This window comes from Xylocopilactobacillus apicola (assembly GCF_033095985.1).
Lineage (GTDB): Bacteria > Bacillota > Bacilli > Lactobacillales > Lactobacillaceae > Xylocopilactobacillus > Xylocopilactobacillus apicola.
Genome location: NZ_AP026802.1, coordinates 577,575 through 592,595 on the forward strand (window position 1 = coordinate 577,575; position 15,021 = coordinate 592,595).

Genomic DNA, 15,021 nt, shown 5'->3' on the forward strand with positions numbered 1-15,021 from the left:
ATTGCGTTTAGATCAACTATTGGTAGCTAAAAAGAAGTTTACGAGTCGAAGTAAGGCCCAAGCTGCGATTAAAGAAGGACATGTTTTTCTGCCCGATGGCAAGGTTTTAAAGAAACCCGCCTTAGATTTATCTGAATCAACAAATTTAATTGTTAGAGATCAAGACCCATATGTGAGTCGTGGTGCTTATAAATTGTTAAAAGCAATCGATTTATTTGAAATTAATTATCAAAATCAGGTAGTTTTAGATATTGGTGCTTCAACTGGTGGGTTTACGCAAGTGGCTTTAAATCACGGAGCCAAAAAAGTTTTTGCACTTGACGTTGGAAGCAATCAATTAGATCCGGTAATTGCTCAAGATTCGCGGGTGGTCGTGATCGAAAATTATAATTTTCGTTACGCTAAACCTGAGGATTTTCCGGTTGAAAAATTTGATCTGATTCAATGTGATGTCTCTTTTATCTCACTTAACTATATCATTAAGCCTGCGGCGCAATTACTCAAGCCAGATGGGCAAGCAGTATTTTTGATTAAACCTCAATTTGAAGCGGGGCGGGAATTTGTTTCAAAACACGGGGTTGTGAAGAATCAAAAAGTAGTCCTTGCAGTCCTTAAACGAATCTTAACAACCTTATTTGACAGTCAACTGAGAGTTAATGGATTGACTTTTTCGCCAATCAAAGGGCAACAGGGTAATATCGAATTTTTGGTGCTTGCGGGGCAAACAGGACAATTTGAAAATCATTATTCAGAAGCTGATTTAAAGCAATTAATTCAAAGGGCAGTTAAAGAATTAAATTAGCTGCTTTTAATTTGTTTGAAAAATATACAAATATCTGTATAATATACCTCAGCTTACAGTGAGGAAAAATCATGTTAAAAACAGAACGACAAAATAAGATTCGAAAAATAATTAAAGAAAATAAGATTAGCAAGCATAGTCAATTAGTTAAAATTTTGGCTGATGAAGGCCTAAAATTTACGCAAGCAACAATTTCTCGCGATATGCATGAAATGAATATTGTGAAAATTGCTAGTGGAAGTGACGGCTACATTTATGTTTTGCCTGAAGAATCAAATAATGGTCTCGAACAAAAGCTGAGCCAGATTCTTTCAGAGTCGATGATTAATATTGAGTCGCAACAGTTTCTCGTCATTATTAAAACCATTCCGGGTTACGCTCAAGCATTGGGTTCACTTTTAGAACAAATGATGTTTTCGGAGGTACACGGTTTGTTAGCTGGTGATGATACCATTTTTATGGTGACCAAATCGAGTAGTGAGTCTGTTGATTTAATTGAAAAAATTAATGGTCTAGGCGCAAAAAATGATCGATACAATCATTATTGATAATTTTACTATTATTGATCATTTAGAAGTCGATTTTTCATCAGGTTTAAGTACTTTAACGGGGGAAACTGGCGCTGGGAAATCGATTATTATCGATGCAATTACTCAATTGGCTGGTGCAAAAAGCAATCGCGAATTAATTCGCCAAGGCAGCGATCAAGCGATGATTTTTGCTGAATTTTCTCATTTACCACAAGAACGCCTCAAGAAATTGTTAAAAGCTAATGAAATTGATTTCGATAGCGATTATCTTTCGATCCAAAAATATTTGAAACAAAATGGCCGCTCTGTTATCAGAGTGAATGGTAGTGTAGTTAATGGAACATTTTTAAAGGAGATCGGTAATTTACTTTTTAATATTGAGGAACAGTCTAAGCATCAACAGTTGTTCGAACCGTCTTATCAAGCCGAGCTGTTAGATGCATTTGCTGGCGAAAGGTTAACAAAAATATTAACATCTTACCAAAAAACTTTTCGCTCTTTGGCTCAAATCAGTACAAAAAGAGCTGAAATCAAAAAGAAAAATCAAGATTTGAGAGAACGGCTAGATTACTTAAAGTTTGCAGTAGCTGAAATTTCAGAATTAAATCCATCGTTAGGTGAAGATCAAGAATTAGAGGAGAAGAAAATTCGGCTTAGCAACTTTGAGAAGATTTCTGATCATCTTCAACAAATTCAGGGATTAATTGAAGGCGAAAATTCGATTCAAGATCTGTTGGGACAAGCCCAACAATTGAGCTTGGAAATCACTGATTACTCCGAAGATTATCAAAAAATTTCATCGGAGTTAGAAAATGCGAGTTATGCGATTAATGATGCAATAAGTGTGACGAGTGCTGCGGCCGATCAGCTTGATTTTGCCAACGAACAAGAACTTAACTTAGTAATTGATCGCTTGAATAGCCTCGAAACGCTTAAGAAAAAATACGGCGGCGAGATTGCGGCAGTTTTGGCTTATCAAAAAAATGCGGCAGCGGAAATCAAGTTTGCTGAAAATAGTGAGCAATCTTTAAAAGAATATGATGATAAATATCAAAAATTGCTCCAAAAAGCTCAACAACAAGCTGACGAATTAACTAATTTAAGATTAAAAGCTGCTTCAAAGCTGGCCCCTTTGGTGGAATCAGAATTGGCGACGATTGATTTTAAAAAGGCCAAATTTAAGATTGACTTTCAAAAGACAAAACTGGGTGAATTTGGACAAGATCAATTGACTTTTATGATTCAAACTAACGTGGGGGAGAAGGTTCTCCCGCTAGCAGAAATTGCATCAGGTGGTGAGCTTTCACGAATTTTACTAGCTTTAAAATCTATTTTTGCTAATTATTTTGTCGGTGTGACATTTATCTTTGATGAAATAGATTCTGGGGTCAGTGGTCATGCAGCACAAGCGATGGCAGAAAAAATTTATCAAATTGCAAACGTCAATCAAGTCATTGCAATTACTCACTTACCGCAACTTGCGGCTATGAGCGATCATCAGTATTTAATCGAGAAAAAAGTGGCAAAACATCGGACTACTAGCTCGGTTCGTTTACTAAACAGCGATGAAAGAGTTGATGAAATTGCTCAGATGCTCACAGGAACCAAGATGACAGAAGTGACCAAGATTCACGCGCAAGAAATGCTTGATTTAGCTCAAAAATCAAAAGGAGAAAATCGTGGCCGAAATTAAATTTCAGATTATTAAAAATATTAAAACTCTTTCGACAAATCCCAAAAATGGCTGGCTAAAAGAAATTAATTTAGTTTCTTGGAACGAAGCTGAGCCTAAGTACGACCTGAGGAGTTGGAGTCCAGATCATCAGAAAATGGGAAAGGGCGTCACCCTCAGTGAAGAAGAATTTTTGAACCTTTTGACGATTGATCCAGATTCAATTACACGTTAAACTTGAAAACTATTCGGTTTTAGTGGAAAATAGTTTTCAATACGGGAGATTTTAAAACATGTCAAAAGGAATGTTAATTGTTTTGTCTGGCCCTTCGGGAGTTGGCAAAGGGACTGTACGTCAAGAGCTTACCCGCCGAAATAAAGGCCAGTTTATTTATTCAGTGTCAATGACCACCCGCCAAATGAGGCCGGGTGAAGAAAACGGCGTCGATTATTTCTTTTCGTCCGAGGATGATTTTAAACAGGCGATTAAAGATGATCAAATGCTTGAGTACAACCAATACGTTGGTAACTACTATGGCACGCCGCGTAAATACGTCGAGCAAACTTTAAATCGTGGTCAGGATGTCTTTTTGGAAATCGATGTCGGTGGTGCGATGCAAGTGAAAGAAAAAATGCCAGATGGCGTCTTCATTTTTCTTACTCCTCCTGATTTACAGTCATTACGCGGGAGAATTACCGGCCGCGGCACTGATTCGCCTGCGACAATTGATCGCAGAATGGATCGCGCCGTTAATGAAATTAATTTGATGAAAGAATACGACTATGCAGTTGTTAACGACGTCGTAAGTTTGGCTGCTGATCGAATCGAAGCAATTATTGAAAGTGAACATTTAAAAGTAGAACGAGTTATTCAAGACTATTTGAAAGTCTTAGGAGTGAAAAATGATTACAAGACCAATTATTGATAATTTATTAAAACAAGTTCCCTCACGTTATTCCTTGGCAGTTTTGGCTGCTAAGCGCGCCCATCAATTAGAAGATGGTTTTACTAGAGCGCTTGATCAATATGATTCTTTAAAAACAGTGGGTGAGGCTTTAGAAGAAATTGAAGCTGGAAAAATTATTGTAAAAACTAAAGAACAACTTGAAAAAGAAAATAAAGAAGCACAAGCTTAGCTTTGATGGGGGGTCTGAAGTAAGAATCAGATCTTTTTTAATTTAATCATGAAAATTGCAAAAATTTTAGTGGATGTTCCAACCCGTCAAACTGATCGAACCTTTGACTATCTAGTTCCCGCTGAATTATTTGTTGAGTGCGGAATGCGAGTAGTAGTAGAGTTTGGTCGAAGAAAAGTGACCGGGTTTGTAGTTGATTTTGTTGATTCGACCGATTTCAGTGGTCGATTAAAAGAAATCAGCGAAGTGATTGACGACAAGCCGGTTCTTGATCAAGAACAGTTAAAGATGGCCCAATTTCTCGCCGGTCAGTATTTTACCTTTGCGGTGACGAATTTGTGGTTAATGTTGCCAGGAATGCTCAAGGGTAAAACCGAAAAATATCTAATTGTGCATAATTTAACTGATGAGTCACTTTTGCCCTTGTTTAGCGAAGGAACGTTAAGGTATGATTCGAAAACACTTAGTGCCACTCAGCAGAAGAAAATTCGAGCGGCTCTTGCGCGTAATGAGTTGGAGGTGGTTTACAGTCAATCACGAGTTATCACCAAAAAATATACCGAAATTATCAATTCAAAGATTGCTCTAGATGATATTCCGGCGGAAATTGATAAACTTTCAAAACAGAATAAATACGGTCAATTATTTTGGCAAACCGTTCTGACGGAAGGATCGCCCCTTGCAGTTAAACACTTGACTAAAGAAATCGGAATTCCACGGCGCGTACTAACGAAATTAGCTCAGGAGGGGTCGATTGAATTAAGTAAAGTTGAAATTTATCGGACTCCGTTGGCAGCTAGTCCTAAAAAAAAGTCTCAGCTACTTACACATACTAAGGAGCAAAGTGCAGCGATTAAAGAAATTGCGGCAAGTTTTGATACCGATCAAACTTTTCTACTAGAGGGAATCACCGGGAGTGGAAAAACAGAAATTTATCGAGCACTCAGTGAAAAGGTGATTAAAAGCGGTAAAAAGGTTATTATTTTGGTGCCGGAAATTTCGTTAACTCCGCAAATGATTTCTTTTTTTCAAGCTAGTTTTAATGATCGGATTGCGGTTTGGCATAGTCGGCTCTCTAGAGGTGAACAATATGACGAGTGGCGCCGGATCAAAAACAATGAGGTGGATCTGGTTTTGGGAGTGCGCTCGGCAATTTTTGTGCCCCTTAAAGATCTTGGGTTAATTGTAGTTGATGAGGAGCATGAAAAGTCTTATCGTCAAAGCGAAAATCCACAGTATGATGCGCGCGAGTTAGCTAAATGGCGCGGTAATTATCATTCTTGTCCCGTAATTTTTGGTTCGGCAACCCCGACGTTAACTTCTCGTGCTAAGGCTGAGCGCCAAATTTATCGGTTGATTCGACTCGACAAAAGAGTTAATCCGAATGGTCATCTGCCAACGGTTCAAATTGTCGATCTGCGCGATCGAAATAATCGGAGTTCAAAGATTTTCTCTGAAGATTTAAAGAGAGCAATGCTTGAGCGGTTTGAGCGTAAAGAACAAACAATTTTGTTTCTTAATCGGCGAGGGTATGCCAATTTTTTGGAATGCCGCAATTGTGGATACACTTTTAATTGTCCAAACTGTGATGTCTCTTTGACCCTCCATCTATTTGAACATCGGCTTAGTTGTCATTATTGCGGTTATAAATGTGCGATTCCGATGAGTTGTCCTAATTGCCATGAGACTGATTTGCGAAGTTTTGGCGATGGGACGGAGAAAGTAGAGGAAGAAATTAAGCAGTTAAATCCCGAAATTACCACGATTCGAATGGATCGAGATACTACGAGCCGTAAAGGTAGCTACCAAAAGATTATCAGCCAATTTGAGCATCATGAAGCAGATATTTTGGTTGGAACGCAAAGTGTCGCAAAAGGCCTTAATTTTCCCGAGGTAACTTTAGTAGGAGTTTTGAATGCCGATATTAGCCTTAACCGGCCAGAGTTTGATGCTTCAGAAGTTACTTTTGACCTTCTAACTCAGGTGGCTGGAAGAGCTGGGCGTGGGCAGACGGCGGGAAAGGTGATCATTCAAACTTACAATCCCAACCACTACGCTATTAAAGAGGCCAAGGATCAAAATTATGAGCGATTTTTCCGGGAGGAGATGTATCTGAGGCGCTTGCACGGCTACCTGCCGTATTACTATACGATTTTTATTAAGGTGACCAGTAAAGAAGAGATGCTGGCGCTCAAAACGGCGCTCGATTTGCAGAAATTATTATCAGAAAATAAAAATGAGCAAACGCAGATTTTAGGTCCAGCGCCTTATTACATTAAGCGAATTAACAATGAATACACGTATCAGTTGGCATTGAAATACAAAAAAGACGAAAAAATGAAAATGACTTTGCATGAAATAATCGATCAAACGCAAAGCAACAATAAAGTCAAAATTAATATTAGTAATGTTACTTGTTAGAGGAGAAAAATGAAAACAGTAATTTTTTTAGGCACTCCCGTTTTTTCAGTTAATGTGTTGGGTGCACTTTTAAACGCTGGATATGAGCTTAAGTATGTCGTTACGCAGCCAGATAAAATGGTCGGTCGTAAGAAAGTGCTCACTGCAAGTCCAGTTAAAGAATTTGCGTTGGAGCACAATTTAAAAGTTTTACAGCCGAGTAAGCTAACGGGAAGCGAAGAAGAAGCAAAGATCATTGCAGCTAATGCTGATTTAATCATTACAGCTGCTTTTGGTCAATTTCTTTCAGATGACTTACTAGCGAGCTCCAAAATAGCATCGATTAATTTCCATGCTTCGCTTTTACCGAAATATCGAGGAGCAGCACCAATTCAATATGCGCTTTTAAATGGTGATGAGGTGACGGGAATTACCATAATGGAAATGGTGAAAAAAATGGACGCAGGCGACATCTTTTTTCAAGAGCAATTAAATATCGCGCCGGATGATAATTTAGGGAGTTTGACCGTGAAATTGGGTGAATTAGCAGGTTCAATGGTCGAAAGTTGTCTTCCTAAACTTGTTAGCGGTGATTTTAAACGGGTCAAGCAAGATGAAGCGGAAGTTACGTTTTCTCCTTCGATTAAACCGGAACAAGAAGAAATTGATTTTACCAAAGATCTAAGAATGATTATTAATCAGATTCGTGCATTGGCGCCAAACCCAGGTGCTTACGTGATGCATGATCGAAAAAGATTCAAAATTTTTGCCGCTAGTCCTGTCGTTGAGCAAATTTCTGGGACTCCAGGCACGGTTTTTATGAAAGATAAAAAACGCTTAGGAATCGTTACCTCTGACCAGCGAGGTTTAATGCTTGAGACCGTGCAAGTGCAAGGTGGAAAAAAAGTAAACATCAGTGATTACCTAAACGGTAGTGGGAAAGATTTAAAAGTAGGCGACCGATTTGTCGATTAAAAATAGTGTCCGATATTTAACGTTTCTGGCCCTCGAAGAAATTCTGATTGATCAGCGTTATTCAAATCAGGTTATTGACTATTATTTGAAAAATTATCAGTTAAGTGATGCCGATCGGCGCCTTTTTACGAATTTAGTTTATGGCGTTACTTTTTATGACTTGCGGTTGAATTTTGAACTCTCATCTTTTTTGAAAGTTGCTAAAACTGACGCGAGGGTGCTTTTGATTATTAAAATCGCGATCTTTCAAATGTTTTATTTAAGCAAAATTCCAGATTATGCCGCCGTTAACGAAGCAATTGAAATTACAAAAGTAGTCAAGCGTGGCAATGTAAAATTTGTGACTGCCGTTTTGCATCAAGCTAGACGGGCAGGATTGCGGCCAGTTAAAGAGATTAAAGATCCGATCAAACGTGAAGCAATGACTTATAGTATGCCTGATTGGCTGGTCGCTAAATTAAATGATCAATTAGGAACTGCAAAAACAGAAGCGATTTTTCAATCACTTTTGGAAAAACCGCGGATTAGTTTGCGGGTCAATACTAAGAAAATTTCGCGCGATGAATTCTTAGCACGAGATTCAGATTTTTATGAGCCGAGTAAAATCAGTCCCGTGGGAGTGATCGCCAAAAATGGTTCAGTGGTGCACAGCAAAGAATTTGTTGCCGGTGAGTTGACCGTCCAGGATGAATCGAGTCAGTTGGTTGGCGTTAATTTGTCGATTAAAGAAAATGACGTCATTCTTGATGCTTGTGCGGCACCTGGTGGTAAAACTACTCACATGGCGCAATATTTATCAACAGGAGTGGTTCATGCATTTGATGTTACTCCGAAAAAAATTGCCGTGATAAAAGAGAATGTTAATCGTTTGGGATTAAATGAAGTCGTTGAGACTCATTGTGCAGATATTTTGGACTTGGATCAAGTTATGCCCGACGTAAGTTTTGACAAAATTTTAGTCGACGCACCTTGCAGTGGCTTTGGTCTTTTGCGTCGAAAACCAGAAGTAAAATATAATCACGAAACATCTGATATAATAAGTGCAAAGTGTTTGCAGCTGGATATTTTAAAACAAGTGGCTTTGCACTTAAAACCTGGAGGGCTCTTGCTTTATAGCACTTGTACGATTTTTAAGGAAGAAACTCAGGAGGTCGTTGAGGATTTTTTACAAAATCAGCCTGATTTTAAATTGGCTAAATTAACGACTAATCCAAAAGGTCAGAGAGAATCGATCTTACAGCTCTATCCAGATGATTATTTAACTGACGGTTTTTTTATCGCGTTAATGCAGAAAAAAGAAGCTTAGGAGAATATGAATTTTTTTCAAAAGACTGATATTGGTCTCAAAAGAGAAAATAATGAAGATGCAATCGGAGTATTCACTAATAAATCCAAGGAAACTCTAGCAATGATTGCAGATGGGATGGGCGGCCACTTAGGCGGCGATGTTGCTTCTAATATCGCTCTTGAGTTGATTGGACGTTCATTTGAACAAACTGATTTATTAAGCGCACAGGAGTTTGTTAATTGGCTTGATCCCGAACTTTTTAAAGTAAACGATACCATTATTGAAATGTCCCAGCACAAAGTGAATTTATACGGAATGGGAACCACTTTTGTCGGAGCTTTTTTGAGTTTGGATCAAAAGATTGTTTTTGCTAATCTGGGAGATACAAGAGGCTATTTATTTCATGAGGGGACGCTAAATCAAATTACGGTTGATCAGACTCTCGCAAACGAACTGTTTTATAAGGGTGAATTGAGTGCTTTCGAAGCAGAAAATTTCCCGAAGAAAAATATTATTACTAGCTCATTAGGAGTTGATAAGAGAGTTGATACTATTTACAAGACTTTAGATTTTATGGCAGAAGATAAGGTTCTTTTAAGCAGTGACGGCCTAACTAATATGGTGAGCGATGATGTCATTGCAGCTAAATTAGGAAGCGATCTTGCACCCGAACAGATGGTTAATGAATTAGTACAAATTGCCATTGACAACGGAGGACTTGATAATGTTTCGCTTATTTTAGGAGTCAATGACGAGGGAAGTGATCAATCATGATGGAAAAAGGTTATGCAGTTGGTGGGCGTTATCGGATTATTCGAGAAATTGGCGAAGGCGGAATGTCGATCGTTTATTTGGCGCATGATCCAATTTTAGATCGAGATGTCGCTGTTAAAATTCTGAAATACGATCTTCAAAATAATCCAGAAACAACTAGACGCTTTGAACGTGAGGCAATGGCAATTTCTGAACTTAGTCATCAAAATATTGTTAGCATTTATGACGTTGGTAGTGATCATGGAATGCAATATTTGGTGATGGAGTACGTCGATGGCACTAACTTAAAAGAATATATTAGAGATAATTTCCCATTGCCGCTAGAACGCACTCAGCAAATTATGGAGCAGATTCTCTCAGCCGTTGCTCAAGCCCATTCGATGGGGATTATTCATCGTGATTTGAAGCCTTTAAATATCTTGATTGATCAAGATGGAAATATTAAAATTTCTGATTTTGGCATTGCAATGGCCTTAAATGATGAAGGAATGACGCAAACTAACTCGGTTTTGGGGACAGTTCATTACTTGTCGCCCGAGCAAGCTCGTGGTGCTCAGGCCACCAAACAGTCTGATATTTATTCGCTAGGGATTATTTTGTATGAACTTCTGACAGGTTCCGTTCCTTTTGTCGGAGAAACTCCCGTTTCGGTGGCAATTAAACACTCAAGTAACGAGTTACCTTCAGTTCGTGAAAAAGATCCAAGTATTCCTCAATCGTTTGAAAATGTTATCACGCGTGCGACAGCTAAAGATCCCAATGATCGCTATGGTTCAGTCGAGGATATGAAAGAAGATGTCAGTAGTGTTCTTGATCCGATCCGGCGTAATGAACCAAAATTAGTTATTCACCACGATAACACGGAAGAGACTAGACTAATGCCAGTCCATCCGGTTAGTGTAATCGATGACGATGATCTTTTGAAAATGCCAGAAGGTGGAATCCTGCCAAGTGAGGACGAACCAAAAAAGACTAAAAAGCCGAAGAAAAGCTGGTCTAAAAGAAAGAAAATTACTTTAATTGCGGCGAGTGTTTTAGCTGCGCTTGTTTTGCTTTTGATTATAGTTTTACTTCTTAATCATAAAAGTAACGTTAAAGTTCCTGATGTGACGGGACTTTCTGAAAATCAAGCGACCGAAATTTTGAAAAAGAAAAAACTTGTAATCAGTCCTGATGTCGAGAAAGTCGTTAGTTCAAAAGTTCCAAAAGGTAAAATTGTTAAAACGGATCCGCCGCTTGATTCCAATATCAAAGAAGGAAGCACGGTTAGACTTTACGTTAGTTCAGGTGGTCCAACGTACAAAATTGAAAATTATACTTCGCAATCTTTTAAAGACGTAAAGGAAATGCTTGAACGGCGCAAGATTAAAGCCATTTCAAAGCAAGAATTCTCTAGTAAATACAAAGAGGGAGTCATTTTTAGACAGTCAATTAAACCTGGTAAAGAAGTTTCTGAGGGCACCACGATCACTTTAACGGTGAGTAAGGGCGAGAAAAAAGTTTCAATGATTGATTTGACAGGATACTCGCGCAAAGGTGTTACTGATTTTGCAAATGATAATGGGCTTAAGAAAATTGAAGATCCAGCTCAGTATTCTAACGATTATGATAAAAATACGGTAATGGCACAAACTCCTGCTCGCAAAACCAAGCTCAGTAAAGGCAGTGAATTCCATGTTACTTTTTCGCTTGGTCCAAAACCAGCTGAGACAACATCGAGTTCATCGTCTTCCAGTGCTCAGTCTAGTTCAGCAAGTTCAAAGCAACAAAATGAGGGAAATAACGAAAATACTGTCTCATTTTCGGTCAATATTATTATTCCATTTCAGGATAATTCTGATGGTGAAACGACCGATGGCAATGCTAATCCTGCGCAAAATGATGTGAAGGTTTATTTAAGCGACTCAACTCGCAAGATTACTGATCTTTACACTGAAATTAAGATCAAAAAAGATACCCAACTTACTTTGCCTTTCACGGTTTCTAAAGGAGATAAAGGACAGTACCGGGTAGTTTCTGATGGTAAAGTGATTATGAATCAAACAGTTAGCGCACCTTAAGAGGATATTTATGATTGAGAGTGGTTATTCAATTGCTGGACGCTACCGAATTATTCGTCAGATCGGAGAGGGCGAAGTTTCGGTTGTTTATTTGGCTCACGATCTGATTTTGGATCGGGACGTGGCGGTAAAAGTTTTGCGTTATCAGTTAACTAAAAATTCGCTTTTGAGCCAACAGTTCGAAGAAAGTGCAGCTTCGATTGCCGAATTAAGCAGCCCTAATATTGTTAATATTTATGACATTGGTAATGATCGAAATAATCCGTATCTCGTAATGGAAAATGTTGAAGGCAATAATTTAAAAGATTATCTTGCCCTGCATTTTCCAATTGATTTAGTGCAAGTCAAGGCGATAATGGAACAAATTCTTTCAGCAGTTGCTAAGGCCCACTCCTTGGGTTTTGTTCACGGGGATTTAGTACCAGGCAATATTTTGGTCGGTATGACAGGGTTAACAAAAGTTGCCGATTTTGGTTTATTAAATGCCTTGAAGCAAGTGGACATTCAACCATTGAATGCAGATGGTTTTTATTATTTGGCACCAGAGCAGTTAAGTGGGAACGCTCCCAGTAAACAAAGCGACCTTTATTCTTTAGGGATTATTCTTTATGAAATGATTTGCGGTTCACTTCCTTTTGATCAGGAGAAATCTGTTACGGTAGCACTAAGTGAATTAACTCATCTTCAACAGCAGAATCCGCGAATCCCACAGTCCTTAGTAAATATGATTATTAAAGCAACAGCTTTTTATCCAAGGGATCGCTATCAATCAGCTGAACAAATGCTTCAAGATCTTGAGACGGCGCTTGACCCCGAACGTTTTAATGAGCCGCTATTAAATTTGGATGATTCAGCACAATCTAATCATGCGGTCGCTCAAGTTGATGATTCAGGCAACTTGTTAGGACCAGTTGGCGAGAAAATCTCTTCTTCAAAGACTAATAATCCTTGGTCGCGCCAAAAAAAGGTACTTGTGATAGCAAGTAGTCTTTTGGCATTTTTGTTAATTTTAATTGTGCTGCTTATTTTGTTGAACCGAAAAAAAGATGTGACCGTTCCTGATGTTGCAAATTTGACTCAAGAGGCCGCAGTTTCTCAATTAACGGCCAAAAAGATCAAGGTTAGCCCCAAGGTTGAAAGAGTCAGTAGTGAAACAGTTGCCAGCGGTAAAGTGGTCAAAACCGACCCACCAGCTAATTCAACCGTCAAAGAAGGTAGTGCCGTGCGTCTTTTTGTCAGCAGCGGAGCGCCACGGGTTAAAGTCGGAAATTATGTTTCTCAGCCTTTTGTTGAGGCTAAGAGTCTGTTAGAAAGGTCAGGACTTGAAGTTGAGTCTAAGCGTCAATATTCCGATATAGTTAAAGAGGGACTCGTAATTTCTCAGAGTGAAAATCCAAATACCGAGGTTGCAAAAGGTTCAAGGATCATTTTGACCGTTAGTAAAGGAGTTGAAACTTTTACAATGAGTAATTTAATTGGCCTAACAGCGGGGGCTGTCAGTGAGTTTGCTAATCAAACTGGTCTTAATCCAGTAGAAAATCCAGCTCAATATTCCGATGAATATCCTGTCGGAACTGTAATGGCTCAAAATCCAAACTTTGGAACCAAACTAAAAAAAGGTGAAAATTTTCAAATTACATATTCTAAAGGCGCAAAACCAAGGGAGAGTCTACCTGCAAATAACCCAGGTACTCCTTTAGCAGATTTGACTGGAATGAAGCGAAACGAAATTAATAGCTATGTAAAAAGTCTACACTTAAAGGTTATTGAAGATCCAGCTCAATATTCTGATGAATTTAGTCCAGGAGTGGTTATGGTTCAAAGTCCAGCGCCTGGAACTGTAATTAGGGCTAACGAGTCAATTCGAGTTACTTATTCTTTGGGCCCTAAACCATCACCAAGTAATAGTCAAGAAAGTGATAGCAATTCGAGTAGCCAATCTTCAAGCTCTTATAAAGAAGAAGCGGAATAATCCGTAGAAAGAGAGAAAAATGAAAATTGTTCCATCAATTTTAAATGCAAATTTACTTTATCTATCTTCTGATCTAGCGAAATTAGAAGAAGCCGATATTGAGATGATTCACGTTGATATTATGGACGGAAGTTTTGTACCTAATATTTCCTTTGGTCCGTCATTTGTTGAGAAAATTGCCGAAGAAACGACCTTAAAACAAGATGTTCACTTAATGGTGCAGGATCCAGATCAGATCGTTGATGATATTTTAGAATTTCAGCCAGAAGGCATTACGATTCATTACGAAGCTAGTTCTCATTGTTTTCAACTTCTAGATAAGATTAAAAGTCATGGAGTCAAAGCAGGGATTGCGATTAATCCCGGTACTTCTTATGAAACGGTAGAAGCAGCAATTATGATTGCTGATCGAGTGCTCGTGATGACAGTTAATCCAGGATTTGGCGGGCAGAAATTTATCAAACCAATGCTTCATAAAGTTCGTAAACTGGATTTAACCCGCCAAATTAATCAATATGCTTACCAAATTGAAGTTGACGGCGGAGTCAACGATGAGACAATTCTTGCTTGTTGTGACGCTCAAGCCGATGAATTTGTTGTGGGCTCTTATATTTTTAATGGTGATCCATTAGCCCAAATTGAGACTTTGAATAAAAAGTTAAGTGAAGGCAAATAAAAAAGCAACTCAACCGAGCTGCTTAAACTCTGGTAACTTTACCAGCTTTTAAAGTCCGGGCAGAAACCCAAACTCTTTTCTTTTTGCCGTCAACTAAGATCCGGACTTTTTGTAAATTTGGCTTCCACGAACGGCGGCTTGAATTCAAAGCGTGCGAACGATTATTGCCAAATGTGGTATGTTTACCTGTAAAATAATCTTTAGCCATTTGTTTGCTCCATTTAAAAGTATCTTTAGTAGGTTAACATTAAAGATTAAATTTTGCAAATTATTTGGGATTCGTGAGTTTTGCGGTAAACTATAAAATAACAGATTTTTATTTTTCTGAAAGGAGCTTTCAATGGGACTGAAAGTTAATACGAAATACGGACAGGTCGAGGTTTCAAATCGAGTGATTGCAGATATTGTTGGTAACGCAGTTGCCGATGTTTTTGGAGTCGTTGGTCTGGCAGCAAATCATTCATTTCGCGATAATCTCATGGGCTTGTTAAATAAGGCTAATTATCAAAAAGGGGTGCAAATTAGACAGGTTAAAGGAGAAATCGAGGTCGAAGTCTCCGTGGTTGTTGGTTTTGGGATGAAAATTTCTGAGATTGGAAAGAATGTGCAAGACCGAATTAAATATAATTTAGAGTTAATGTTATCTGTGAGTCCATCAATCGTAAATGTGGTTGTTCAGGACGTAAAACTGATCGATGACTAAGTGAGAATGGGGATTATCATTGAGTAAACAAT

Annotated in this window: 15 protein-coding genes; 14 read left to right on the top strand and 1 reads right to left on the bottom strand. The window is 38.4% G+C overall.

The window, feature by feature from the left end; translation table 11 throughout:
• The first annotated feature begins 1 nt into the window (after nucleotide 1).
• The 13 genes from R8495_RS02905 (at nucleotide 2) to rpe (ending at nucleotide 14,286) form a co-directional block, all read left to right on the top strand.
• The gene (locus tag R8495_RS02905) at nucleotides 2–802 is read left to right on the top strand and encodes a TlyA family RNA methyltransferase (RefSeq protein WP_317636067.1); all 801 of its coding nucleotides are present in this window, start codon (nucleotides 2–4) and stop codon (nucleotides 800–802) included.
• Between the two features lie 71 nt (nucleotides 803–873).
• The gene (locus tag R8495_RS02910; RefSeq protein WP_317636068.1) at nucleotides 874–1,350 is read left to right on the top strand and encodes an arginine repressor; all 477 of its coding nucleotides are present in this window, start codon (nucleotides 874–876) and stop codon (nucleotides 1,348–1,350) included.
• Nucleotides 1,328–3,025 carry a DNA repair protein RecN gene (gene recN, locus R8495_RS02915; RefSeq protein ID WP_317636069.1) on the top strand — a complete coding sequence of 566 codons (1,698 nt, stop codon included), beginning with the start codon at nucleotides 1,328–1,330 and terminating at the stop codon, nucleotides 3,023–3,025. Before R8495_RS02910 ends, recN begins: the two co-directional genes overlap by 23 nt.
• The gene (locus tag R8495_RS02920) at nucleotides 3,012–3,239 is read left to right on the top strand and encodes a YdbC family protein (RefSeq protein WP_317636070.1); all 228 of its coding nucleotides are present in this window, start codon (nucleotides 3,012–3,014) and stop codon (nucleotides 3,237–3,239) included. The genes recN and R8495_RS02920 overlap by 14 nt, the downstream gene beginning before the upstream one ends.
• 58 nt (nucleotides 3,240–3,297) lie before the next feature.
• Nucleotides 3,298–3,930, top strand: a complete 633-nt coding sequence (gmk, locus tag R8495_RS02925) for a guanylate kinase (RefSeq protein ID WP_317636071.1) — start codon at nucleotides 3,298–3,300, stop codon at nucleotides 3,928–3,930.
• Nucleotides 3,908–4,141 (top strand): DNA-directed RNA polymerase subunit omega, encoded by a 234-nt coding sequence (gene rpoZ / locus R8495_RS02930; protein ID WP_317636072.1) that lies wholly within the window; start codon nucleotides 3,908–3,910, stop codon nucleotides 4,139–4,141. Before gmk ends, rpoZ begins: the two co-directional genes overlap by 23 nt.
• A 48-nt stretch (nucleotides 4,142–4,189) precedes the next feature.
• Nucleotides 4,190–6,562 carry a primosomal protein N' gene (gene priA / locus R8495_RS02935; protein WP_317636073.1) on the top strand — a complete coding sequence of 791 codons (2,373 nt, stop codon included), beginning with the start codon at nucleotides 4,190–4,192 and terminating at the stop codon, nucleotides 6,560–6,562.
• Nucleotides 6,563–6,571: 9 nt separating this feature from the next.
• Nucleotides 6,572–7,516 (top strand): methionyl-tRNA formyltransferase, encoded by a 945-nt coding sequence (gene fmt / locus R8495_RS02940; RefSeq protein WP_317636074.1) that lies wholly within the window; start codon nucleotides 6,572–6,574, stop codon nucleotides 7,514–7,516.
• The gene (gene rsmB, locus R8495_RS02945) at nucleotides 7,506–8,822 is read left to right on the top strand and encodes a 16S rRNA (cytosine(967)-C(5))-methyltransferase RsmB (protein WP_317636075.1); all 1,317 of its coding nucleotides are present in this window, start codon (nucleotides 7,506–7,508) and stop codon (nucleotides 8,820–8,822) included. Before fmt ends, rsmB begins: the two co-directional genes overlap by 11 nt.
• Before the next feature lie 6 nt (nucleotides 8,823–8,828).
• A complete protein-coding gene (locus R8495_RS02950; protein ID WP_317636076.1) occupies nucleotides 8,829–9,578 on the top strand; it encodes a Stp1/IreP family PP2C-type Ser/Thr phosphatase in 750 nt (249 codons plus the stop codon).
• The gene (pknB, locus tag R8495_RS02955; protein WP_317636077.1) at nucleotides 9,575–11,638 is read left to right on the top strand and encodes a Stk1 family PASTA domain-containing Ser/Thr kinase; all 2,064 of its coding nucleotides are present in this window, start codon (nucleotides 9,575–9,577) and stop codon (nucleotides 11,636–11,638) included. The genes R8495_RS02950 and pknB (R8495_RS02955) overlap by 4 nt, the downstream gene beginning before the upstream one ends.
• Nucleotides 11,639–11,648: 10 nt before the next feature.
• Nucleotides 11,649–13,610: a Stk1 family PASTA domain-containing Ser/Thr kinase gene (gene pknB, locus R8495_RS02960; RefSeq protein ID WP_317636078.1), complete on the top strand. Its 1,962-nt coding sequence runs from the start codon at nucleotides 11,649–11,651 to the stop codon at nucleotides 13,608–13,610.
• A gap of 19 nt (nucleotides 13,611–13,629) precedes the next feature.
• Nucleotides 13,630–14,286, top strand: a complete 657-nt coding sequence (gene rpe / locus R8495_RS02965; RefSeq protein WP_317636079.1) for a ribulose-phosphate 3-epimerase — start codon at nucleotides 13,630–13,632, stop codon at nucleotides 14,284–14,286.
• Between the two features lie 22 nt (nucleotides 14,287–14,308).
• Here the strand turns inward: rpe and rpmB are convergent, their stop codons facing one another.
• Entirely contained in the window at nucleotides 14,309–14,494 is a 186-nt protein-coding gene (gene rpmB / locus R8495_RS02970; RefSeq protein ID WP_317636080.1) for a 50S ribosomal protein L28, read from the bottom strand.
• A 132-nt stretch (nucleotides 14,495–14,626) separates the two neighbouring features.
• Between rpmB and R8495_RS02975 the strand changes: the two genes are divergently transcribed.
• Nucleotides 14,627–14,989 carry an Asp23/Gls24 family envelope stress response protein gene (locus R8495_RS02975; protein WP_317636081.1) on the top strand — a complete coding sequence of 121 codons (363 nt, stop codon included), beginning with the start codon at nucleotides 14,627–14,629 and terminating at the stop codon, nucleotides 14,987–14,989.
• Nucleotides 14,990–15,021 lie beyond the last annotated feature (32 nt).

Coding starts and splice junctions, on each gene's coding strand:
- R8495_RS02910 (WP_317636068.1), top strand. CDS start 874: ATGTTAAAAACAGAACGACAAAATAAGATTCGAAAAATAATTAAAGAA.
- recN (WP_317636069.1), top strand. CDS start 1,328: ATGATCGATACAATCATTATTGATAATTTTACTATTATTGATCATTTA.
- gmk (WP_317636071.1), top strand. CDS start 3,298: ATGTCAAAAGGAATGTTAATTGTTTTGTCTGGCCCTTCGGGAGTTGGC.
- rpoZ (WP_317636072.1), top strand. CDS start 3,908: ATGATTACAAGACCAATTATTGATAATTTATTAAAACAAGTTCCCTCA.
- priA (WP_317636073.1), top strand. CDS start 4,190: ATGAAAATTGCAAAAATTTTAGTGGATGTTCCAACCCGTCAAACTGAT.
- fmt (WP_317636074.1), top strand. CDS start 6,572: ATGAAAACAGTAATTTTTTTAGGCACTCCCGTTTTTTCAGTTAATGTG.
- R8495_RS02950 (WP_317636076.1), top strand. CDS start 8,829: ATGAATTTTTTTCAAAAGACTGATATTGGTCTCAAAAGAGAAAATAAT.
- pknB (WP_317636077.1), top strand. CDS start 9,575: ATGATGGAAAAAGGTTATGCAGTTGGTGGGCGTTATCGGATTATTCGA.
- pknB (WP_317636078.1), top strand. CDS start 11,649: ATGATTGAGAGTGGTTATTCAATTGCTGGACGCTACCGAATTATTCGT.
- rpe (WP_317636079.1), top strand. CDS start 13,630: ATGAAAATTGTTCCATCAATTTTAAATGCAAATTTACTTTATCTATCT.
- rpmB (WP_317636080.1), bottom strand. CDS start 14,494: ATGGCTAAAGATTATTTTACAGGTAAACATACCACATTTGGCAATAAT.
- R8495_RS02975 (WP_317636081.1), top strand. CDS start 14,627: ATGGGACTGAAAGTTAATACGAAATACGGACAGGTCGAGGTTTCAAAT.